The sequence below is a fragment of the Echinicola shivajiensis genome, assembly GCF_018642165.1.
GTDB classification, from domain to species: domain Bacteria; phylum Bacteroidota; class Bacteroidia; order Cytophagales; family Cyclobacteriaceae; genus Echinicola; species Echinicola shivajiensis.
The window spans coordinates 213,952-238,418 of sequence record NZ_JAHHZM010000003.1 but is presented as its reverse complement, the minus strand read 5'-3'; the positions used below and the strand labels follow the sequence as shown (position 1 = coordinate 238,418).

The 24,467-nt window shown below is 39.6% G+C and carries 13 protein-coding genes; 4 read left to right on the top strand and 9 right to left on the bottom strand.

Annotated elements, in window-relative coordinates:
* Window positions 1-6: 6 nt before the first annotated feature.
* The 8 genes from KMW37_RS07750 to KMW37_RS07715 form a co-directional block, all read right to left on the bottom strand.
* Window positions 7-2,280: a glycoside hydrolase family 20 protein gene (locus KMW37_RS07750; RefSeq protein ID WP_215224046.1), complete on the bottom strand. Its 2,274-nt coding sequence runs from the start codon at window positions 2,278-2,280 to the stop codon at window positions 7-9.
* 186 nt (window positions 2,281-2,466) lie between these two features.
* Window positions 2,467-3,357 carry a metallophosphoesterase family protein gene (locus tag KMW37_RS07745; RefSeq protein ID WP_215224045.1) on the bottom strand — a complete coding sequence of 297 codons (891 nt, stop codon included), beginning with the start codon at window positions 3,355-3,357 and terminating at the stop codon, window positions 2,467-2,469.
* Between the two features lie 11 nt (window positions 3,358-3,368).
* Complete coding sequence (locus tag KMW37_RS07740; RefSeq protein ID WP_215224044.1) at window positions 3,369-5,162, bottom strand: RagB/SusD family nutrient uptake outer membrane protein; 1,794 nt, start codon at window positions 5,160-5,162, stop codon at window positions 3,369-3,371.
* Window positions 5,163-5,175: 13 nt separating this feature from the next.
* Window positions 5,176-8,655 (bottom strand): TonB-dependent receptor, encoded by a 3,480-nt coding sequence (locus KMW37_RS07735; RefSeq protein WP_215224043.1) that lies wholly within the window; start codon window positions 8,653-8,655, stop codon window positions 5,176-5,178.
* A 198-nt stretch (window positions 8,656-8,853) separates the two neighbouring features.
* Window positions 8,854-10,059: a FecR family protein gene (locus KMW37_RS22590; RefSeq protein WP_215224042.1), complete on the bottom strand. Its 1,206-nt coding sequence runs from the start codon at window positions 10,057-10,059 to the stop codon at window positions 8,854-8,856.
* 95 nt (window positions 10,060-10,154) lie between these two features.
* Window positions 10,155-10,697: an RNA polymerase sigma-70 factor gene (locus tag KMW37_RS07725; protein ID WP_215224041.1), complete on the bottom strand. Its 543-nt coding sequence runs from the start codon at window positions 10,695-10,697 to the stop codon at window positions 10,155-10,157.
* A 408-nt stretch (window positions 10,698-11,105) separates the two neighbouring features.
* Complete coding sequence (locus KMW37_RS07720) at window positions 11,106-12,605, bottom strand: SusD/RagB family nutrient-binding outer membrane lipoprotein (protein ID WP_215224040.1); 1,500 nt, start codon at window positions 12,603-12,605, stop codon at window positions 11,106-11,108.
* Window positions 12,606-12,635: 30 nt separating this feature from the next.
* Window positions 12,636-15,722 carry a SusC/RagA family TonB-linked outer membrane protein gene (locus tag KMW37_RS07715; protein WP_215224039.1) on the bottom strand — a complete coding sequence of 1,029 codons (3,087 nt, stop codon included), beginning with the start codon at window positions 15,720-15,722 and terminating at the stop codon, window positions 12,636-12,638.
* A gap of 413 nt (window positions 15,723-16,135) precedes the next feature.
* Here KMW37_RS07715 and KMW37_RS07710 point away from each other — a divergent pair, with 413 nt between their 5' ends.
* The 4 genes from KMW37_RS07710 to KMW37_RS07695 all read left to right on the top strand — a co-directional run bounded on the left by KMW37_RS07710 (window position 16,136) and on the right by KMW37_RS07695 (window position 21,906).
* Complete coding sequence (locus tag KMW37_RS07710; protein WP_215224038.1) at window positions 16,136-20,158, top strand: hybrid sensor histidine kinase/response regulator transcription factor; 4,023 nt, start codon at window positions 16,136-16,138, stop codon at window positions 20,156-20,158.
* Window positions 20,159-20,231: 73 nt separating this feature from the next.
* Entirely contained in the window at window positions 20,232-21,044 is an 813-nt protein-coding gene (locus KMW37_RS07705; RefSeq protein ID WP_215224037.1) for a LytR/AlgR family response regulator transcription factor, read from the top strand.
* Between the two features lie 55 nt (window positions 21,045-21,099).
* Entirely contained in the window at window positions 21,100-21,273 is a 174-nt protein-coding gene (locus KMW37_RS07700; RefSeq protein WP_215224036.1) for a hypothetical protein, read from the top strand.
* 264 nt (window positions 21,274-21,537) lie between these two features.
* Window positions 21,538-21,906, top strand: a complete 369-nt coding sequence (locus KMW37_RS07695) for a GreA/GreB family elongation factor (RefSeq protein ID WP_215224035.1) — start codon at window positions 21,538-21,540, stop codon at window positions 21,904-21,906.
* A gap of 194 nt (window positions 21,907-22,100) precedes the next feature.
* Here the strand turns inward: KMW37_RS07695 and KMW37_RS07690 are convergent, their stop codons facing one another.
* Entirely contained in the window at window positions 22,101-24,404 is a 2,304-nt protein-coding gene (locus KMW37_RS07690) for a glycosyl hydrolase family 95 catalytic domain-containing protein (protein ID WP_215224034.1), read from the bottom strand.
* Window positions 24,405-24,467: the final 63 nt, after the last annotated feature.

The following is a 24,467-nucleotide window of genomic DNA, read 5'->3' as shown; positions in this document are numbered from 1 at the left end:
TGGGCATTAATTAATCACCAACTCATCCACAAAGATGAAGGCATGGTTGGTGTTTTTGGCGACAACCTTAATGTATCTTGCTTTTTTACCTTCCAAGGAACCTTTAAAATCCTTCATAATCAAACCCTTTTTATCATCAGGCACGTCATTTACGATTTCCAATACTTTAGAGAAATTATCTCCGTCCGATGATATGGATACTTCTACCACACCGGGCATAAAGATTCCCGGACCGATATTCTGCATGAAAGTCACCGATAAACTATTCAAATCCGTCTCCTCACCCATATCCACAATCACATCCAAGTCATTGGTGAATCCCTGCCAGTATCCATCACTATTAGAATTTCCTCCCCTATAACCATCTGTTAAACTTCCTGCATCTCCGGCTGGATAAGCAGTGTTCCAAGGCTTTAGGTATTCCACTGCTTTTCCTATGGCTTTATGATAATCAACCTGCTTTCTTAAAACTGGTTCTACAAGCTCACCATCCTTAAATACTGCTGCATGGATACTTGCACTTCCTTTCACAAAGAACTCTCCTTCGTATAGCTTTGAATTGACAGTTGGTGTGGTTCCATCAGTAGTATAATAGATCGTAGGCTCACTCATCTCACTTTCAAACCTAACCCCTATTTGCTGTAATTCTTTGTCCACATTCAGGAATGGCAATAACTCAGAGGAAGGAGCATAGTCTATTTGCACTCCCATATCTTCCAGTCTTTGAAGCTGCGGTTTCAGACGGGATTTGAAAGAATCCCAATCTTGATTTTCATCTGAAGACCAAGCTCTTTCTGCCAAAGCCAGGGCATCTGGAAAAATCAAAGCATCTGCCAATTCCTCGGTAGGGATAGTTTCTGTCCAGAGACAGGCCTGCATCCCTTTAATTTTATGACTGAGCTCTGCTGGAAATTTAGATCCCAATAATTGTTTATTATAAATATCAAAGAGTTTCGACTTTGGATTGGAGAAATAAAAAGGATCCCCAGGTGCCAATATCACATCATTTCCCTTTTTGACAACCTTATCAGGTACGGAAGCAACCCAAGCTCTCCAGTACATCACGGACACGCTTGGATCAAGGTCACCGGTAATCGCCTCGTCCCAAACGACAACCTGTTTACCATTTTTGATCAAGAAATCACTGACCCTATTGACAAAATATCCCTGCAATTCTTCCACATCTTGCATCCCATTGGCCTTCATAAACTGCTGGCAAGCGACAGACTCCTCCCATTGGCTTTTGTCCACTTCATCTGCGCCGATATGAATATATTGAGAAGTAAAAACATCCATTACCTCTGTAAGGACATTTTCCACAAAAGTGTAAACCTCCTCATTGATTGGACAAAGGGGAGTGGAGAATACCTTGCCCCATCCCGCAGTTCCTCCACAAGAAAGCTCAGGAAACAGCTCAATAGCCGCCATCATATGGCCTGGCATATCGATCTCCGGAACTATTTCCACATGCTTAGACTGGGCATAAGCGACAAATTCCCTAAGCTCTTCCTGTGTGTAATATCCTCCATAAACCGGCTTTTCACCTTGCATTTTGATATGTTTAGGATCCAGCGCAAAACGAGCATCTTCCTTGGATCGATCAATGCAAATTGAGTCATGTTTGTTGAATTCTCGCCAAGCACCCTTCTCTGTTAACGCTGGATACTTTTTGATTTCCATTCTCCACCCTTGGTCATCCGTAAGGTGGAGATGAAGTTTATTTAGCTTATAAAGAGAAAGTAAATCTACATATCGATGGAGGCAATCCATGGAAAAGAAATGCCTGGATACATCTAAATGCATCGCCCGCCATTTGTATTTTGGACTGTCCTGAATACTTAAAGCAGGGAGAAAATATTGGGCTGAGACATTGCCTCTTTCCCCTGTTGCCGGAAGTAGCTGGCGCAATGTAGTCATACCGTAGAAAATACCCTGAGGATGGCCTGCCTCCAGAATGATTTTGTCTGAACGGATCTCTAAACTATAAGATTCAGGGTTTGTGTGCTCCGCTGATTGGCGGATTTCAATACTGTTCGCCCCATTTTTGGCAGCAAGCTCCGAGCCCACAACCTGCTTCATCAAAGATTGAAAATACGTCACTTCCTGCGGAAAAGCTGCTGGATCTTGAACCAAAAGCTGAGTATTTGAACTCAGCTCAAATTGTCCCTCTTCCACTTTCAATTCGTTAGGATATGGGACAATAGAAAAATCAATGGGTTCCGGCTTACTACAGGAAGAAAGGATACAGATTGCGATAAGTGCTTTTACGAAATACTTCAAAATCAAATAGGCTATGTGAAGAAACAAATTTATACAGAAAAATTGCTTCTCAAGCTTTACATTAGGTTTAATGCACTCCCCCCTGTATTACTTGGGAATAAATAAACTTTTCCTTTTGCATTCAGGCAATCAGAGCCAATGTTAACTATCAGCCAGTAGAAAGTATCTTGGCGTTGTAATGGATTTTTACACTAATGGATAATACTCATTCACTACTGTCCCATCTTTATAGAGCTTCAAAATCGCATAGCCTGGAGGAGTTTCCTGATAAAAATATTCCGAAGCTGACCGTTCATTACCAGTTCCCCACCAAAATCCACTCAAGGCTCCATTACAAAAATAGTGTACACCATTATACCAAGCCCTATCCAGTAAGTGCTGGTGGCCACTGAGGCACACTTTCACCTTATCCTTATGCTTATAAAATAACTCCTTTAACTTCCCGTGATCACCATGCTGACCTCCTTCCCAAGTACCTGTAACCGTCAAAATGGGATAATGTGACATTAGCAAAACAGGTGTACCTCTATTGAGGCTTTCCAATTCATTTTCTAGCCAATTCCATTGCTCATCATCTAATGTGATATTTTTATGATTGCCATCTAATACAATGAAGTGCCAACCATTCTTGGAAAAGCTGTAATACCTATGAGGTATTTGGAGTCTCTTGACCACATATTCTAGTCCATACATTTCATCCTCCTCTTTTTTGGGAGTATCCCACCAAGGGTCATGGTTTCCGATACAGCTGTACACATTATACTCCCCTATCTCGCTTATAAAATCATCCCAAACAGCCCACTGTTCAAGTACCCTATCCCTACTTGTTCCATCATAACTTGCATCATGGATACTATCCCCACCATTTAGAAAAAAATCAGGTTGGTGATTTTTCACCTCATTAAGTACTGTCAAAGCCCTATTTGGAATATCATCTTCTGGCCGAATATGTACATCGGTAATATGGGCTATGGTAAGTACAGGTTTTTCCTTTACTTCTTTAGCAATAGCTACAGCAGGTGCAGCAAAAGCTGCAACCGCTGTAGTTGAATTCATTAGAAATTTTCTTCTTTTCATTAAAATGCTGGTTATTTCCAATATTTGTTCTGTTCCAAGTTGGGATTTAATACGATTTGTTGCTGAGGGACAGGTCGATAATAATACTTTGGAGAATCAAAGACCGGAACATTGTCCTTATTTTTAGTGAACTGTATGAAGCCATGATCACCTTCTGACAAATAGAAACTTTGAGGAGATCCACTTTCATCTACCAGATAGTATTTGGACAGGCTTTCCCTGACTTCTTCCGGTAAATCACTGATTGGCTCTTCCATACCTGGTCTTTCAAGAATGGCAATATCCTCTACTCCATCACCCGTAACATCCAGAGCACCTAATTGTGGAATATACATTCCTTCCTGTCCACCATTAAATTCAGCTCCAGCTCCCCATCGCATCAAGTCGGTAAACCTATAACCTTCACAAGCCAACTCAACCCTTCTTTCTCTTCTGATTTCCAAAAGAGCTCCATTTCCTGATACTGCCGGATATCTTTCCGCCAAAACAGGATCAGGATTGGCGTTTGCATCAGACATGCTTAAGATTGGCATCCCAACTCTTTGTCTCAACAGATTAATGGTGCGATCAAGGTCCGATTGGGTGAGATCACCTAATTCAGATTTCGCCTCGGCAAGGTTAAGCAAAACTTCCGCATACCTGAATACAGGCAAATCAGTAAAATTCAGGTTCCAACCTAAACGCTGAGCCTCATCAGGATAGAACTTGATTTGAAGATATCCTCCAAAATTAGGGCTGGTCCTTACTGGCTCCCCTGCCGCAGCAGTTTTGAAACCCGGGAAAACAATAGTTGCCTTCATACGTGGATCCCGATTTTCAAACATTTCCACAAATGACTTTTGATCATAATCATTCACTGAAGTGAAAGGAGTTCCATCTTCCATCAGGTACGCATCCGCCAAACTCTTGCTCAAAGACCACTGCCAGTTAAATACAGTGTGGGAATTATTCCCTACTCCTTGTTTCTGGTCGGAGTCCATCCACCAGATCATTTCAGGATTTCCGGAAAGACTTGGGCTTTTGAAAAGATTAACATAATCTTCGGTATCTCCAGTGCTATGAATAGAGAAACCGCCACTCGCAATTACAGCTTCTGCTGCATCCACTGCCTTTTGCAAAAATTCCTCCTCACTGCCCTGCAACTGAAGTTCTGGATGGTATTTTCTGAATGTACCTTCATACAAGGCAAATCTTGACAATAAAGTTTGAGCAGCAGATTTGGTCACCCTTGTTTTGTCACTTCCGGCCTTAATATGTTCTGCTGCAAACTCAAGGTCAGCCATGATATTATCCACAACTACCTCCCTAGGATCTTGACTTTTATATAGCAACTCCTCATCGGCATCTGTCAAGTCGCGATCATACCATGGCACGTCACTGTATTGCTGGACTTTATCCATATAAAACCAAGCCCTAAAGAAACGTGCAATCCCCTCAAAATGCTTGATCTCGGATTCTTCTCCTTGTACATTATCCAGTCTAGCCAGCATATAATTGATCCGTCTTAGGTTTCCCCAATCTGACCAACCTCCTACGTTTCCAGGATTGACACCTCCTACTAATACCTGGTCAATTTCCGTACTGCCTGTATAGAGTGAAATATTATCAGAACCTAAATCATGATAGCTATATCTCATCTGACTATAAAAACCATTGGTGTAGGTTTCTAAATCCTGTACATTTCTAAAAAACTGATCTGAAGTGATGTCCACATGAGGATCTCTCTGAAGAAAATCATCATTGCAGGAAGTTCCTGCTCCAAGCAAAATCGCCCCAACTGCTATATTTAAAATTTGTCTTTTCATGTTCGAATGGTATTTAGAGTGTAAAATTCAGACCGAAAGAAAAGGTTCTTTGGAAAGGATAAGCGGTAGTGTTACTACCTCCATTTGAACCTATCACCTCTGGATCCAACTTAGCTTTCAGATGCGATACTTCAAATAGGTTTTCAGCAGTAACATACACCCTCAACTTATTGATTTTGGCCCTTTGTAATAGTGACTGAGGAAAGCTATACCCAATGGTTAAATTCTTTACCCGCATATAGGCAGCGTTTTGTAAGTAACGAGTCTGAGGAAGACCAAGCTCTGAGCGATCTTCTGCGATATAAGATTTCACCCTTGGGAAATATCCGTTAGGATTTTCCGGTGTCCAATGATCCAGATTATGGGCCTGAACATTTGTCCAAGGTTGTGCATAAATCCCCCAGAAATAGTGATTGGAAGCTTCAGGATACCAATCCTTTTTGCCTACTCCTTGAAGAAACACTCTTAGATCAAAACCCTTCCAAGATCCATTAAGATCAACGCCGTATTGGTACCGAGGAGTGGTATTGCCAATGATTTCAAAATCTCCATGGTTTTCCAGTGTCCAATCTCCTTTATCAATCATGGCATCTCCATTTAAGTCTTTGAATTTCAAATCACCAACATAGAATACATAGCCTTGATCATCGGAACCCACTGCTCTTTGATCCAGTTGGTCCAACTCAGCTTCTGATTGGAAAAATCCATCATTGGTCAAACCCCATATCTGGCCAATTTTCTGACCTACATAGTAATCCCCCAAATATCCTGTTGGATTATCATAGGATAAGATTTCAGATTGATAGTCGCTTAAGTTAATCCCGATTCCATATCTCAAAGGCGAACCGCCTACCAATGCCTCATCCTGCCAATTGACTCTCAATTCCCAACCTCTGGTCACCAGGTCACCTGCATTGATCTTTGGTTCACTAGCTCCCAAAACGCTTGGAAGTGTTTTACCCTTCACCAGCATATCCTTGGTTTTTCTTGAATATACATCGAAGTTCATCCCCAGCTTGCCTTGTAGAAAGTTGACATCCACACCAAGGTTCTTGCTTTGCACCGTTTCCCAGGTCAAAGAACCAGCCACTAGGCCTGGAGGCGAAACTGTCAATGGTCTTTCACCACCTAAAATCTGACCGATTTGACCTGAGGCCATTGACGGGATATAACCGTAATTACCTACTGATTGATTACCCAAAGAGCCATAAGATGCTCTGAACTTTAAAAAGTCCATATTGATGTTCTCCGCTAAACCTTTCAGGAAGCCCTCTTCTGAAGCTACCCATGCTACTGAAGCTGATGGAAAGAAACCAAATCGGTCATCTTTGGGGAACCTTGATGAGCCATCGTAACGTCCATTGAACTCTACAATATAACGGTCTGCATAGGTATAATTTAGGCGATAGAAAGCCCCTCTTACAGCCCAATCAGTAAAACTTTCATTACCATTCCAATCACCTGTAGCCAAAGAGATACTTGGCAGGCCTGAAGTAATCAGTTCTTTACGGTTCACCCAGAAACCATTATCTACCTTATACTCCTGGTTATAGCCTATTAGTCCTTGTAAATAATGCTTTTCTCCAAATGTCTTTTTAAAATCCCCATAAACATTGTAGATATTGTGCTTCACAGATCCAGCGCTGGATTCTGCAAAACCTGGGTTTGGTCCTTGATATTGAACAGGCATGTCAGGACCAACTTTATATGGAACCGGCACGTCAAACAAATTAGAATTCCTGTTGATCCTCCTAAATGTTGCATCCGCTTTCAGACTGAACAAATCTTTAATCAAACTGATTTCGACATCAAATTTCGTCTGGATGTCATTATTGGAAGAAATATTTCTTCCCCCCTCCTGAAGTCGTCCCAACAATCCTGCACCTGCGCTTGTCCAGCTGCCATCAGGATTCCTAGGCACGTCCAAAGAATTGGTTCTATTGGTATTATGGAAAAATAGCCACTCGTTATAATAAGGCTTGTCATACTCACCATTGGCAAAGGCAGTATTATTACCCACCTTCAACCAATCAGTAATCTTCATATCGGTCTTTGCCCGGAGGTTGAAACGCTCGAACTTATCATTACCATATTTCAACATCCCATCTTGTCTATAATAACCTCCTGAAAAATAGTAGTTCAAGTTTTCATCCATTTTGGACACCGTAAAATTAGCCGTATAACTTGATCCTGAATTTCTATAAATCTCATTTAACCAATCTGTCTGGCCAATATATTGCCATCTTTCTGGATTGTCAGGATTAATTATTACTGATGGAAGTGATGGATCATTGGAACGCTGCAGTGCATACTCACGGCTAGCCTCAGGGTAAAGATTATACAAAGGCCATGCAGCCTCATGCTTATACTTCATTGCTAAATAGGGATCGCTTACAATATCCGGTATATTGCCAAGCGTCTTCACACCATAAAGAATATTTCCGCTAACTTTAAGATTTTCAGTATTGGCAGTTTTGGTCGTTATCAATACTACCCCAAAGGCTGCTCTTGCCCCATAAACTGCTGCTGAAGCTGCATCTTTCAAAACCGAAACAGTTTCAATATCGGCAGGGTTAATATTAACCAATTCGCTTTCGGTTACAGGCACATTATCCACCAAAATCAATGGAGAGCCACCATTCAAAGAAGTAAAACCTCGGATATTAAAAGAAGGTCCGTCTCCTGCACGTCCACTACTACGCGTAATATTTAAGTTGGGAATTAAACCTTGAAGACCTTCACCAACATTTGGAATCTGCCTGTTTTCAATAGTCTCAGCCTCTACCATGTCCACTGCCCCACTTAAGTTTACTTTCTTCATGGTTCCATAGCCAACAACTACCACCTCATCTAGCTCAGCTGCATTTTGAATCAATTGAACATCAATTATTGATCTATCGCCTAGTTCCACTTCTTTGTTCAAGTAGCCGATATAACTAAAGATCAATACCTCTGAATTTTCTGGTACATCGATAGTATACTTTCCATCAAGATCAGTCACCGCCCCTACATGCGTTCCTTTCACCATTATGGTCACACCTGGCAATGGTAATCCATCATTGGCATCTGTTACAGTCCCCTTAATGGTCTTTTCCAACTTCTCATAACTCGTCACCACGGGACTGATGGTAGCTTTTTTGTCCTTGATCACTATGGTGTTTTCTTTGACCTCATAAGCCAAAGGTTGGCCATAAAAGCACTTTTCCAAGATTTCCGTGACAGTCGCATTTTCCAAATTTATGGTTACTGGTTTTGCCCGATCTATGACCTCGTTGGAATATAAAAAAAGAACACCCGTTTTATCTTTTATTTCTTTGATGACACTGATTAAAGTAGCATTCTTTTTATGAATACTTAGTCGTTGTGAATATACTCCAGCACTGACCTGCAAACAGACCAGCAACATCAAGAAAAAGGTGACGCCAAAATATTTGCGTCTATTTTTGGACACAGCATTCCTGTTACTGCTCCAAATGGATAGTAAAATTTTCATTCTCAATAATTTATTTTAGAATTTTTTAAAGACAGATTAATTGATATCGAAATCCATCTATAGATCTATATTATTTCGATTGATCCTGCAGTAGTGCAGTCCCAAATTGCATTCACTTGAGCATTATTTACTCAACTTTTTACATGGGGTATACTCTCATATTTGATTATTTAAATGATTTTACTTTTTTCAAAATGATCATTTTATCAATAAAGTACTTTCTGATTCGAAACTTATAGCTACCTCTTCGGTAGATTCCAATAGCTCTATGACACTATTGATTTCATTATCTTGGGAAATAATTCCTGAGAATTTTTTAGTGCGAATATCTGATCCATACTCCACCTTCACATCATACCATCTTGCAATCTTCCTCATGATGCTTTCCAAGGGTTCATCTTCAAAAACAAACATTCTGTTTTTCCACCCAACAGCTACTTCTATATTCGCCTTCTGCACCATAATAGGTGATTCTCCATTTTTAGATAAAGCCTGATTACCAGGAGATAAAATCACAGCTTGATCAAGATGTTTCACCTGCACTTTTCCCTCTACCAATGTGGTATTGACAGCCTTTTCATCGGGATAGGCCATAACATTAAAGTGTGTCCCCAATACCTTTATGATAATAGGGTCGTCCATTTGGTCTGATCGATAAGTATTGACTAGAAATGGCCTATTGGAATCCTTCTCCACCTCAAAATATGCTTCACCCCACAAATTCACCGATCGGTTCCTTTCATCAAATTGGTCTGGAAACTGCAGTTTAGACTGGGCATTCAGCCAGACCTTAGTGCCGTCTGGAAGTTCCACTTGATAGCGCCCCCCTATTGGCGTTTCCAATTCATTCATTCTATTCTCAATGGCCTGAACCTGGGACTTAGATTGAAGAATCAGGGTTTTATTATTTACAAAAACCGACAAAGCACCTTGATTTTTAACTTCTCCAGTACTTTTATCTCCCAATATTTTTTCCTCTCCATTACTTAACCTTAAAATGGCCTGGTCTTGTCCTGGGCTTATATTAAAAGCTATAGAATTCTTTGCCTCTTTGATCCCCTCTTCACTGTTTAAAAGGAAAATCGAAGTTATCAGGGCAAAACCAACCAAGATAGCTGCATACCTGTACCAAGTAGAAAAACTTACTGACTTGGAACTTCCTAATTTTGCCCTATCTAATTTATTCTGTAAACCCAACCAAGCAGTCGACTTATCGATTTGATTGAACTTTTCCAGATCTTCTTCAAGGCCAATTTTATCACTCAATTTATCCACCGCTTCCTTGAACTCAGGATCTGTATTATACCAATGATTAAATTGTACAGTCTCCTCCCAAGTCAATTCATCAAGCAGAGACTTTTTTGCTAGTTCGATTTTATTCCAATCTAATGGTTGATTGTTCACGCAATTCCGATTTTGTAGTAAGACAACTCACAATAAAAAAAGGGTGTCTCCACCCCTTTTTATTTTCAATATTTTATACCATTAACATCAATTAATCACATATTAATATTCACGTAATAATTAATTAACAAAACAAAAGCAACATCACTTAACCTTGGACGCAATATACTTAACGCTCTTTTTCGCTGTGATTTCACTGTGTTGACAGAAATAGACAAGGCTTCTGCTACTTCTGAATATTTCTTCCCCTTAATGAAAAGCTCAATGGCTACTTGTTTACACCCTGTTGGCAATTCTGCTATTGCTTCATTTATTTCTGCTACAAGCTCTGTATGAATCAATTGAGTGAGGGGGCTATCATTACTTTCCCCATGGGCATTATAAGATACCTGATGGTTCTCCACTACCTTTTTGTGCTTTATATAGTTCAGTGCACTGTTCTTTACAGTCTGAAAAAGGTAACTTTTTACAGTATCTAAATCGTTGGCATTTAATTCAGATTTTTTTATCCAATATTTTGAAAATGCTTCCTGAACAATATCTTCAGCATCAGCTTGGCTAGAAATGTATTTCATGGCAAAAAATACAAGTCTTGTATAATACTGGTCAAATATGTCTTTTAGAAGAAAGTCGTTCATAGCTTTGTCATGAAACCAAATGTAATTTTTTTCATTTACTTACTTTTCAAAAAAGTATCATTTTAATTATTATTTAATACAAAACTGAATTTTAGACTATTATCATGGATAATATTTATTCAAAAATTAACTTGAAACACATATTAACTCTAATAATAAGATAAACAATATAATAAATTATACAAACAAAACAATTTGTAAGTTTTTTAATTTCAAACAATAAAAAAAATAAAACCTAGCTAACTATGTTCACCCCCCTTAAATTTCATAAGCAATAATATCAGAAATACAAGTGGCAACTTTAATAATGAGATTCCAACGAGCCAATCTTTAGTTACACAATGAAAAAACCCATCCCTGCAAATGAATGCAAAGATGGGTTTCTCAAATCATAAAGGTCAAACTATCTTATTTATCCCACCAAACTCGGGTCATAAAGTTATCAGCCCCCTGTCTACTGACAGCTTCATTGACATTTTCAGTGTTGATACTGTATTCTTCACCCGAATAGGTCATTCTTCTTGGGATTTGTCCATTGGTTACATTACCAGGATAGTTTACTGGAGTAAGTTGAGGGTAACCTGTTCTTCTCCATTTGCTATAACCTTCCCAGTTAACCAAGAAAGTAGCTGCCCAATATTGCTCACCAATCATTTCCATACCTTTGGAGCTATCGAATGGATGCATTCCCAAATAGCTTTCCACTTCAGCATCGCTTGGTACTTCAACACCAAAGATATCCCACTGTTTCATGGAAGCTTTTACACCATTATTATAATGCATTGCTGCATCTCCGGTATGCCAACCTTTTAGGGCCGCTTCAGCCAATAGCAATTCTACTTCTGCATAAGTAAGGTGCAAGGAAGGAGAAGTGATTTGTCTTAGGTCAGGATTGACATTGGAGTAAGCTACTAAATCTCCCCCTCCTGGGTAATCCAAAATGGTAGTATTGTCATATCCATTTGGTAGCCCCATATGCTCTCCACCGTTTTCAACCCAGCTTATTATGTTCAGACGAGGATCATTATTATCCTGCATCCAGCCCACAAAAGTAGCTGACAGTCTGATTCTATCACGTGTATTAAACCCTGACCAGAATGGATTGTTACCTCCTTGATCACCATGTAGTATCCTTGCCAAATCATCATTACTGGTCATTACACCTCCCTGGATTGCTTTTTTTACCCAGTTTTCAGCTTCGGAAGGTGCCACTTTGGAGATTCTCATCCCTAGTCTCAACATCAACGAATAGGTAAACTTCTTCCATTGATCGATGTTTCCACCATACAATAAATCCTGATTTCCTGGTGTCGGCAAGTTGGCATCAAAAGACTTAGCCGCTTCATCCAGCTCTTTGAGCATATCCTTATAGATTAACTCTTGGGAATCATACTTTGGTAACCACGAATTATTGATATAACCCATTCCTGCTTCAAAATAAGGAACATCACCATAAATATCCGTAATTCGATGTGCTGACATCACCTTCCATATTCTTCCTATGGCATAATAATTAACCGCTTCAGGGTCCATTGATGTCCGATTAACATAATCAGCGATATCCCTGAATTCGTTATTATAAACTTCATCAAAAAAGGCCGATGCAAACAAAGGGTCATTCAAATATTTGTCTCCTGGAAGGAAAACTCCAGAAACAGGGCTTTCCAAATCTGCCATTTGTTGGATAGAAGCAAAACAATAACCCAAGGAGGTTCTGAAAATTTCATGGGCTCCACCTGTAAATGCCATTTGCATTTTTGTTAACTGAATTCCATAATCAAGATCACTTATCTCATTTGGATTAACATTCATTTCTTTAAGGTCTTCCACACAACTTGTAGAGACAAACAAAGCGAATGCTGGTGCTAGCAAAGCTTTCTTGGATATATTTAAGATATTAATTTTCATACTTTTGATCATTTTGGTTCTGGAGATGAATTAAAATTTAATGTTTAAGTTCACACCGTAGCTTCTGCTTTGAGGCAATTGGAAAAAGTCCATACCCTGAGCATTTCCTTCATTATAGGTAGATTCTGGATCGATATTTTCCACTTTTGAGTGGATTAACCATAGGTTTCTTCCCACCAAGGAAATTTTAGCCGCTCTTACCTTAAACTTGCTTAGAAAAGAAGTAGGAATAGCATAACCAAAAGTCACTTCACGTAATTTTACAAAGTCTGCATCATAGACAAACTGCTCTGCAATCTTGTTTCTGATTTCATTATAATAGGTAGACATTTCACTTCCAGGTACATCACCAATTCCATTTTCACGTCCTACTAAAGTGTTTTTGTGCATACCTCTCCTGTATAACCATGAGTTGGTTCCACTGAAGATCACAGCACCCATTTTATAGTCGATCAAGAATCCGAAATCAAAATTCTTATAAGTGAAATTATTGGAGAAACCTCCGGTGAACGGATGAACACCAGAACCAAATGGAACAATACCCGCTTCCTCATCTCTCATTGGCAAACCGGAAGCATTGTGCATGATATTTCCAGATGCATCACGTAGGTATTTGTATCCAGTCACCTGACCATAAGGCAATCCTTCAATATTATGTATATAGGCAGTTTGTGCCCTGTTTTGATCCAATTGCAAACGTTCTCCATCTACCTCTGGGTCAATCAAACTCACCACCTCACTTTTATTGTATCCCATATTAAGGGAAGTATTCCAGGTAAATGTGTTGGTGCTTATTGCGCTACCAGTAATCAACAATTCGAATCCCTTATTGCTTACTTCTCCAACGTTAACCTGTGCTGAAGAGTAACCTGAAGTTTTGGAAATGGTAGCTGGTAAGATATCTCCTTCAGTAGTTCTTTGATAAACCGTGAAATCAACTCCTATTTTGTTATTGGCAAACTGGGCATTAAATCCTGCCTCAAACTCTGTAGCCAATAGGGGTTCCAATTCAGCATTAGACACAAATCCTTGTGCAATACCTCCCTGAGGAATGCCATTGGTTGGAGTACCCAATGAGTAAGTTTGGTTCAAAACATAAGGAGAAGTATCTCCACCAACTTGTGCCCAAGCCACTCTCAACTTAAGGTAATCCATAAAGGAAGGCATTTCCATTAATTCTGAAAGCACTGCGCTGGTACTTATCGAAGGATAGAATACACTCCTTCCATTCAATGTACTAAACCAATCTTGTCTACCGGTAGCCGTCAAAAACAAAGCGGTTTTATAGGAGATTTCAGCTAAGCCATATACAGAATTTATGCCTTTTGAATAGAAGCTTGTTCCTCCCGATCTTCTGATAGTATTAGAGAAGTTATAGAAGAAAGGAATGGCGAAATCATTACCATTGGTACTATTACTATACCTTTCTTGTTTCATATTAGATGCACCCACTAGCACATTATATTCCAGGCCATTTGAAAAGCCCATTTTGGACCCCAACATTACATCACTGTTAATTTCCTTATGTTTCGTTTGAGATTCGCCTATAGAACCCAACGGTTGCTGTGCACTGCCATATGGTGTAATACCTTCATTACTTCTGTTCCACTGATCGATACCAGTTCTTGCTTTTACAAAAAGCCAATCTGTGAAATCGTAGTTTAATGAAAAACTACCCAATGTTCTTGTTCTCTCACTCAAATTACTTTTTTGGTAAGCACTAAAGTATGGGTTCTCAAAATAAACAGTCTGAGCCGGAAGAAACTCTTTGCCCGTAATTGGCTCAGCCCCCAACCTATCAGGATCACCTTTCATATCCAATACATTGATGGATGGTGCCAAGCTCCATACGGTATAGTTAACATTGTTGACCAAGTCACCTTGTGCCGGTGGATTCTTTACATTTTGGATGATATAGCTTCCACTTGCATTGAAGGTCAATTTCTCATTTACCTTACCCTGGGCGTTTATGGAGAAGTTATTCCTGTCCATTCCAGAATTAGGCACTATACTCTTATTGCTCAAATCTGAGGCAGAAAATCTAAAGCCCATTTTTTCTGTTCCACCGGAAAGAGCAATGGTATTGGTAAAGGTATGTCCTGTCTCATAGAATCGATCAAAGTTGTCACCGCTATAGGAATAAGGACGTTCTACACCATCGAATTGTATCACGGGACTTCCATCCAATTTAGCTCCCCAGGCAGTATCACCACCCGCAAGTGCTTCAGCTAAAGTTGTAGGTTTTTGGCCATTTAGCCCATGACCATATTCTCTTTGCGTATCCAATCTATTGATGGCTTTATCTACCACAAAATTGGAATTCACTTCCAGCTGAAGTCCTTGCTTGCTAGATCCAGATTTTGTGGTAATCAAAATAACACCATTAGAAGCCCTGGAACCATAAAGGGCAGCAGCTGTATTTCCTTTCAGAATGGTCATATTCTCAATATCATCTGGGTTGATATTACCGATACCATCACCTTGGTCTCTACCACCCCACATACCTGCAGAACCTAAGTTACTGTTATCAATAGGAATCCCATCAATAACGTACAATGGCTGATTGTTTTGGGTCAAAGAAGTATTACCCCTGATAATCACCCTTGAACTTCCGGCAGGCCCAGAGGCAACATTACTCACATTCACCCCGGCTACTTTACCAGCAAGGCCATTGGCCACGTTGGTTTCTCTCGCCTCGGTAAACCCCTTACCTTCAAGTTCACTTACTGAATAACCTAGTGCCTCTTTGTCCCTTTCAATACCCAAAGCGGTTACCACCACCTCTTTCAAGTCTTGCTCACTTTGTCCAAGGGTGATATTAATGATGCTACGGTTATTGACAGCAACTTCCTGGCTTTCGTAACCAATAAAACTAAATACCAAAACGCTGTTAGCAGCTGCAGAAATTTCATATTCACCGTCAATATTGGTGACAGTACCTTTTCCGCTGTCCTTGACTAGGATGTTTACACCGGGGAGGCTTTCCCCATCTGAGGAGCTTACCTTACCTTTTATGGCTGACTGAGCCAATAAGGCATGGCTACATAGGATTAAAACAATTACCCCCAAAAGCTTTTTGAAGGCGATTGGAAGACTCTTTAAGTTGAGTTGCTTCATAGTTATTGGGTTTTATAATTAATAATTATTTGAAGTGATTTTTGCTTATATATATATGCTGTAGTTACTTTATTGAAATCAATAAAATCACCACTGCGATGATGACGGCCACACAGAATATTTCTATCCAAAGCCACCGTAAATACTTCTTTCTTAGGTTATTTTTCATCGGGTAGTTTTAATAAAAATTAAATAGGATCATCCAATTTTAGCCGTTTAAGACCGATTTGAAGGGAAAAATCTGGTCAAATAAGAGACCTTTTGTTGCAGCAGGTCAAAAAGTGATTTTATTTTCCCATTGCGCATAATATTTAATGGGAAATCCCTATTTCAAATCAAAAAAATTTTACTTTTAAGCTTCATCCAAATTGATCAACACCTTGTATCACTATCACCCAAAATCACCAAGATACTTGACAAGCTATATTATAAGATGCCTCCTCTGTGCCATCCTTGCACTTAGCTCCTTACGCTTATTGGCACAATCAGCTATAGACCATATCACCACTGAGGATGGTCTTTTGAACAATTACGTCACCTGTATTTACCAAGACCAAGAAGGGTTCATTTGGATAGGCACAAAAGAAGGAGCAAGTAGGTTCAATGGATTGGACTTTATGCACTTTACCCATAATCCCAGCGATAGCCTGAGCCTTTCCAGCAGTATGGTACTGGATATAACCCAGGATAGAAAAGGTAATATTTGGATGGCTACCAATGAAGGCTTGAACCTCCTAAAAAGTGGATCAAATAAAATCCACCAGATCAAATTCGAAAGCACAAAGCCAAAGGGCAACCATATTTCGAAGCTATTTATTGATAGTTCCGACCAAATCTGGGTGGGAACAGGCAGTGGGGAACTATATAGGTACCAAGAGGGCAAATATGCTTTTGAGCATTTCCCCACAAGTGGGATGGCTGAAGTAAGGGATATTATTCAAACAGAAGATCAAAAGCTTTTGATTGGATATGGTGCTTGGGTGCTAAGGAATAAAAAAGGAGGAATGGCCATTTTTGACATGGTTTCAAAAACCTACCAAAGCCCTGAAAAAGAATTTATTCCCAATGATTTTTCGGTCACACAGCTTTTGAAAAGTGAAGACAAGATCATCATTTCCACTTATAATAAGGGGGGATATCTACTGAACCTTGGCAATGAGCAACTAGAAAAGATAAATACCCAAGCAGCCCATACTGACCTTATTTATCATATGGTCGAAAAAGCTGACGGCACCATTCTCTTGGGAACAGATGGGGACGGCATTTCAGAATTTGATATAAAGAAGGGTCAAATCCACTCCATAGCGGAAAACAAAGCCCTAAACAGCCAAGCCATCACTTATTTGCTGGAAGATAAGAACCAAATCATTTGGGTGGGGACTGTAAATGGCGGTTTGTCCAAAATTGACCCCCATAAAAGCAAAATAGACCATTGGGCCTTTACCAATGACCCTAACAGCGGGTTGAGTGGAAAATCTGTTTTAAGCTTATCCTACAGCAAAAACAGGGGGATATGGCTAGGACTGGACCATGGGGGCCTCAATTATTACCATCTAGGATCAAAGCAGTTCAAACATTTCCCTACAGCCTCTCCTACCAAGCAAAGCCCAGCCGATCATGTCATCAATGGACTCATGGAAGATAGCAAAGGGAACCTTTGGCTGGGCTATTACCTCAATGGACTGGGCAGGCTTAAGCAAGGAGAAAAAAACTTTGAGCATTATCTAAAGGATAACTGGATGTATGGGGCCACTTATGTAAAGGCCTTTTACGAAGAAGAGGATGGATCATTATGGTTTGGCACTAGAAACCAAGGACTCATTCAGGTGGATAAAAACTTCAATTTTTCCACCAATTACAAACATCATCCCAACAATGCACACTCTTTGCCCCATAATCACGTAACTACCATAATGGAAAAAGACCAAAACCATCTTTGGGTGGGTACATTTGATGGGCTCGGGCTTTTGGACAAAAGAAGTGGTAAATTTAAGAACTACCAAAACCAGCCAAATGACCCGAAAAGCCTAATGGGGACATTGGTATATTCCATATGCAAGGACAGTTTGGGGAATCTATGGGTGGCCACAGACAAATCCTTAAATTACCTTGATGTAAAAACGGAAAAATTCACTTCCTATAATGTATCCCACGGGCTTCCTAGCAATACCATTAAGGGAATCATACTTGATGATCATCAAGAGCTCTGGGTATCCACCAACAGGGGTATTTCCCATTTCGAACCCAAAACCAATTCCTTTATCAATTATGGTTACCAAGATGGTATACAAGGAATAGAGTTTAACGAAAATGCTGTTCTTAAAGACCCTTCAGGGAAATTATACTTCGGTAGTGTCAATGGAGTTACATCCTTCCATCCAGACAATATCAAGCGGAACAAAATCCCCCCAAGGGTTTACCTTTCCCAACTGTATATAGCCAATTCCCCTATCAATATGGGAGATGAAACGGGCATACTTGATTCAGCATTTTCCCAGACCCATCACATCACCCTTAATTATGACCAAGCTGATTTCACAATAGAATTTATCGCCCTGAACTTTACTTCACCTGAAAAAAATCAGTATGCCTATATGCTGGAAGGATTTGACAAAACCTGGAATAATATAGGTAATGAACGAAAAGCCATATATACAAATATTGACCCAGGTGATTATACCTTTCTGGTTAAAGCTGCCAATAATGATGGAGTTTGGAATGAAACCGCAAAGACCCTTTCTATCACCATATTGCCACCTTGGTGGAAAACATGGTGGGCCTATACCCTATATTTATTGTTGATATTGGGAGCAATCTATGGAATCAGTCGTGCTTCATTACATCGGATGCGATTATTGAATGCCTTAAAAATGGAAATACTGGAAAAGCAACAGCAAAAAGCGCTATCCAAGCTAAAAATCAGCTTTTTCACCAATATTTCACATGAATTCAAAACTCCTTTAACTTTAATCTCGGGACCTGCCCAGTCATTGGGCATGCTTAACAACCTTCCTTCAGAGGGGAAGTACTACACAAAGCTGATCCAATCCAATGCCAAAAGACTTCAGGTACTGGTCAATCAACTCATGGACTTTAGAAAGGCAGAAGAAGGCGAAGTTACCCTAAATAAAAAACAAACTGAGCTTGTTGGTTTTTTGGATGCCTGTTTGGACAACTTTTGCTTTCTGGCAGATCAGCAAGAGGTGAATGTGAGCAAAGATTATGAAATAGACTGCCTGTTTATTGATGTTGACCAAAACAAGCTGGACATTATCCTCTATAATATTCTTTCCAACGCCTTTAAATTCACACCTAAAGGAGGTAAGGTCATTTTAGGTTTCAAAGTGCTAAAAGAAGAAGTGAAAATCTTTGTGAAGGATACTGGTATTGGGATTCCTCCAGAAGACCTTGAAAACATATTCGAACCTTTCTACCAAAGCACCCATGATTTGCCAGGAACAGGCTTGGGTTTGCCACTGTCCAAATCCTATATGCAATTACATGATGGACGTATCGAAGTGGATAGCACACTCCATGTGGGTAGTGACTTTTCATTGTTTTTCCCCTATCGTCCAAGTTTCGAAAAAAATAGCATTGACGCAAAATCTAAACTAATCGATAGGAAGGTTCAAGGCCAAAACGAACCCAAAAACCTTATGGATTTGGGCAAAGTAGCTGAAAAAGTACTGATCATAGAAGATGATCCCCAAATGCAGTCCTTTATATTGTCATGCTTTACACCATGGTACCAGACCAAAGTGGCTAGCGATGGAGAAGTGGGAAAGAATATCGCTGAAGAATGGCAACCAGACCTCATAATAAGTGATGTGATGATGCCCAAAATGGATGGTATCTCTATGGTCAAACTCCTAAAAGACAATTTCATGACCTCCCACATCCCGGTAATTTTACTTACTGCAAAAGCCGATGAAGAGGATGTACAGAAAGGATTACTTTCGGGAGCCGATGACTATATCCCCAAGCCATTTAATCCTAGCATTTTGGTCACGAAAGTGAAAAGCCTCATCTCTATTAGAAAAAATTTACAGGGGATTTATGGCAAATCATCATCTATTGAGCCTGAAAAACTGGGACTTAAAGAAGTGGACAAAGAGTTTATCAATAAAATTAACCTAGCCCTTTCTGAAAACCATAAAGATCCTGAGTTTGACATCAACCAACTGGCAGAAACGATGGGACTTAGCCGAAGTCAGCTTTTTAGAAAAATAAAGGGGATTACCGGTGAAACGCCCCATTCCTATCTACAGTCTTACCGTCTTAACCTAGCAAAAGAACTGCTTCTAAATAGTGGCTTGAATATATCAGGAGTTGCCTATGAACTGGGATTCGGAACTGATAAAGGCTTTAGAACCGCCTTTAAAAAGCAATTTAATTGTACTCCTAGCGAATATCTCAACCGGTATTTTAAATCATAAATCAACTAGGTAAATTTCCAATAATCCTTTAAAATAGCGGAACTATCTTATATTTTTGGGCTTACAGTAAATTATGATAGATTTTAAAACAAGGTTCTTCCAAACTTTTCCAATTTTAGAAAAACCGTGGGAAAGATTGCTTTTAATAGGCTTCTGTGCCGTCTTCTCAATTTTGTTTATTAATATTTACACGCCCTTTAATATCAACCATTGGGCAAATGACAGTGGCCTGAATCAATTTTTTCGTTTGTCTGCCTTTGGCATTATTGGAGGTTTGTTCCTAGTCATTTCCCAGTTTATTCTCCGCCCGATCACCTTAAAGAACCAATGGACCCTTGGGATTTTTGGAATATGGTTTTTATTGGAAATCCTATTATTGAGCTTAGTGTTCTTTCTGATCTACGGAAACCATTATAATAGCATTGGAATAGAATACCTTCAAAGCATCAAATACACCTTTCTGGGACTATTGATCCCTTATTTATTGGCCATAGCTGTCATTTTGATCATAAAACAACAGCAAAAAATCCAAACAGTACAAGCTCCAAAAACTGAAATTATCCAGTTAAAGGATGAGTATGGACAAAACAAGTTATCCATAAAGCCACAATATATTCTATTTTTGGAATCAGCCGATAATTATGTAACCATCCATTATTTGGATAACAAAACCGTTAAAAAAGAAATGCTGAGAAACACCCTAAAATCCCTAGAAGAACAACTCAGCCCTTATGGCATCAAACGCTGCCATCGATCCTATCTGGTAAATATCCAACAGATAAAAATGGCCAAAAAAACCAGTGGAAAAAACTTGCTTTATCTGGAAGGAACAAGCTCCATTCTTCCCATTTCAAGAAAATACTTGCCTGAGTTTAAATCTTTTTAAACCGTAAATTAATTTTTACGTTAAACCCTTTAATTAATGGCAAACAAATTAAAGGGTGAAGGCATTGAACAAATATACTGAGGTAGAGATACACAAAGCTGAATTGCGGCCTTGTGCGTCTCCTGTATGTTTCTTGTCTGAGCCTGAAATTGATCCTCAATACCTTTTTGATATCGCTCCTGTTACTGATAACAACGAAAAGAAACAGGAAAGCAAAGCCAAGCGCTAATTCAGTATATATTTTTCCATCCATAATTTACCTACATCTTGAAACCCACAATCCATATAAAACCATATGAAGTGAGTTCCTGCAACACAGGAAAGGATGTTATTCTCCTATTTTCATGTAACAAGGCCTTTATCACTTTGCTCTCCACAAGCAGATAGTGGAGAGCTTCCCCTTTTAAATAAAAGGTTATACCTGATAGACCAGGTAACAGGCCATTATTCAATGTGCCCTTAAAACTTATGTTACATATTTAACTGCAAAAACATGAAACCTATCATAAAAAAATCTGATTATCAAACCATTAAAAACATTATCATTTCCGGAAACACCAACGGATTCCAAATAGACTTAAGGCAATTGCAAGAAGAGTTGGCCAATTGTAGAATTGTTGAGGATGATAAAATACCAAAAAATACAGTAAAAATAGGTTCGGAGATCGAAGTACAGGACCTGGACAATTCCCATATTATCAAGGCGAAAATTGTCCTTCCCCATCAATCCAATCTAAAAGAGGGAAAAATATCCCTTTTAGCCCCTTTGGCTGTTGCCTTGATTGGCTTTAAAAAAGGCAAGGAAGTTTCTTGGAAAATGCCCGCTGGAATTCGACGACTGAAGATTTTATCGGTTAAGTAAAACCTTCTTACTTTTAAAAAACAAAAGCGAGGCTGTCTCATTTGTCGTTTTTTTGTATCATTCTGATCCACCTCGGCGGACAGACTTAATGAAGAATCTCAAGCGACTTATTTTCAGTATTAAATAAATCTAGAGATTTCTCCTAAGGTACCAATGACAAGATTTAAGACAGCCTCGTTTTGTAAATAGTTCTATTACTTCCCTTCAAAAACTAAAGTGATTTCTTCTCCCTTTTTCATTTCTTGCTCATAAAATCCTCCATTGCTTATTTTTTCTCCATTGACCAAAGCATCTGATGATAATGGATTTAGTAATTTCAGTTTCCCTCCCGCCTGGGCCAAAATCTTGGCTGCATATTGGGTATCTCCTTGTTTTTCAGCACTGATCTTAAATGCTCCCTGAGCTAAAAATCCATCAAAGGAAGCTGTTTTCCAATCAGCCGGAATAGCCGGAAATAGGCGTATAAAACCTTCATGGCTTTGTAGAAGCATTTCCTGCAGTCCTGCAGCAAATGCAAAGTTCCCTTCCAAGGTAAATGGCCTATATTTGAATTTACTATGTCCATTGCCTGACTGATCTCCATTTACATGAAAACTATTCGGCAGACAAAAACTGGTCGCAAAGGTCCTGAGGGTTTCTGCGGCAGCTTCCCCATCCAACATTCTGGCCTGTAGGTTTCCTAACCAACTGAAAGAATAACCTACCCAATAATCGCTACCTTGGTCCTTAAGGTTCTGGACAGTATTGCTGATAATCTCTCTAGCCTCAGGCCCATCCGACCAGTTTACCGTACTCAAAGGATGGATAGAAAGTAAGTGGGAAAAATGCCTGTGAGATTCGTTATATTTTTCTCCTGGGGCTACCATCATTCCACTTTCTTCATCTACAGCCAACTCTGGCCATTCTGCCAATATTTTTTTCCATTTATCTGCTTCGGCTTCTTTGCCCAATTCCAAAGCCAATTCAGCTGCTTTTTCATAAACAAAACGAATAATGGCCAGATCAAAATTAGTGGTTTCTCCAAACCAAGCCTCCCTACTATTATTATGATATTCAGGAGAGGAACTTATGGGTAATTTCCTTTTACCTGAAGCATTTTCCACGGATACCTCATCCAAATAAATGGCCACTTCCTTAAACCATGGATAAGCGCGATCCTTCAGATAATCCTTGTCCATGCTATACTTATAATGCAAGTAAAAATGCTGTGCTAACCAGCCCGAAACCGTAGGACCAAAGGAATACTGAATCCAACCTCCCATAGGATCTCCTTCCAATGTACTCACTCCAGGCACATTAAGCCCATTCGTTCCGAAATAATCAGCCGTATACTGCTCGAAAGTATCCTTGTACCTCCACAACCAATTAGTAAATCCGATTTCCAAATCAAGATGGTTGCTGGTATAAGCAGGCCAATAACTTAGTTGAGTATTAAGATCATGATGATAATCTCCTTTCCAAGGTGGAAGCTTTCCATTATCGGCTGTCCATACCGCTTGAAGGGAAATAGGAGGTCCATCAGCCCTGGCTGCAGAACCAAATTTGTACTGCTCCAAATACCATTGCTTTTCCAGCACAGAATCAGGCAAGGAAATGGAAGACTTCGCCCAAAAGTTATCCCACCATTTTGCTTGTTCTTCCAATTGCTTGGCAAAAGCATTATCCCCAAATGCCAGTGGTGAATTTTCAGCACCTGTCTCTGGAGATATATTCCACACTCCACTCAACTTACCCCCACTGTTTCTCCATTTCACGATTACTTTATAGCTGAAATCTCCCCAGCCTGGCTGGTGATAAATCAAACTAGAGTCTGTTTTGACCACATTTCCTTTTTCATATCCCAGATTTCTTAAATCCTTTCCAGTTACAGGATCCCCCTTTCCAGAGGCTCCTTCCTTTACATATTCAGGAATCAGCAATTCTGGCTGAAAATCTGTGCCCACTCCTTCAAACTCGAAAAAACCTACATTTTTATCAGCCTGAACAAAGGTCTTTAGCTTGACTCCTGAAGCCCAAACTACCTCCGCCAAGGCATTGTCAAGGTAAACTTTGCTGCTTTGTACTTTGCCAAAAGGAGCACTTTCAAACTCCAATGCAGCTCCTGGAATTTTTGAGGGTGCCGGAGACTGGTTATAGGGCTTATCAAAAAGATCCTGAACCTTTTTATAATTGTCTTTTTCCCATTGCTCTTCTACCCATTTATAGCTCCATTCTTCTCCTCCTAGGTTTTCCATAGGCCGAAGATCCCAGAGATCCACATGGTCAAGAGATATCCTTAAGCGACCAGCTTTCTCCCAAACCAAGGCTCCGATTTTCCCATTTCCTATCGGTAAACCCTCATCCCATGTCTGGGGTAAATAGTCAAAGGCAAGCTGATAATCCACAGGCTTTATATGACTTTCAAATTGGCTTCCTGCATTATCCTGGCATGCATAACCGCCCAAGGCCAACAATGCTACGGCTGCTGTTTTAGTAAAGTTTTTACGGAAATCTTCCATAATTAAAGGTTTTAATCTCATTTATTCGGGAATAAAATTTTGTTGTTTAAAATATGTTCTTGT

Coding starts and splice junctions, on each gene's coding strand:
- KMW37_RS07745 (WP_215224045.1), bottom strand. CDS start 3,357: ATGAAAAGAAGAAAATTTCTAATGAATTCAACTACAGCGGTTGCAGCT.
- KMW37_RS07740 (WP_215224044.1), bottom strand. CDS start 5,162: ATGAAAAGACAAATTTTAAATATAGCAGTTGGGGCGATTTTGCTTGGA.
- KMW37_RS07735 (WP_215224043.1), bottom strand. CDS start 8,655: ATGAAAATTTTACTATCCATTTGGAGCAGTAACAGGAATGCTGTGTCC.
- KMW37_RS07725 (WP_215224041.1), bottom strand. CDS start 10,697: ATGAACGACTTTCTTCTAAAAGACATATTTGACCAGTATTATACAAGA.
- KMW37_RS07720 (WP_215224040.1), bottom strand. CDS start 12,605: ATGAAAATTAATATCTTAAATATATCCAAGAAAGCTTTGCTAGCACCA.
- KMW37_RS07715 (WP_215224039.1), bottom strand. CDS start 15,722: ATGAAGCAACTCAACTTAAAGAGTCTTCCAATCGCCTTCAAAAAGCTT.
- KMW37_RS07705 (WP_215224037.1), top strand. CDS start 20,232: ATGATAGATTTTAAAACAAGGTTCTTCCAAACTTTTCCAATTTTAGAA.
- KMW37_RS07695 (WP_215224035.1), top strand. CDS start 21,538: ATGAAACCTATCATAAAAAAATCTGATTATCAAACCATTAAAAACATT.
- KMW37_RS07690 (WP_215224034.1), bottom strand. CDS start 24,404: ATGGAAGATTTCCGTAAAAACTTTACTAAAACAGCAGCCGTAGCATTG.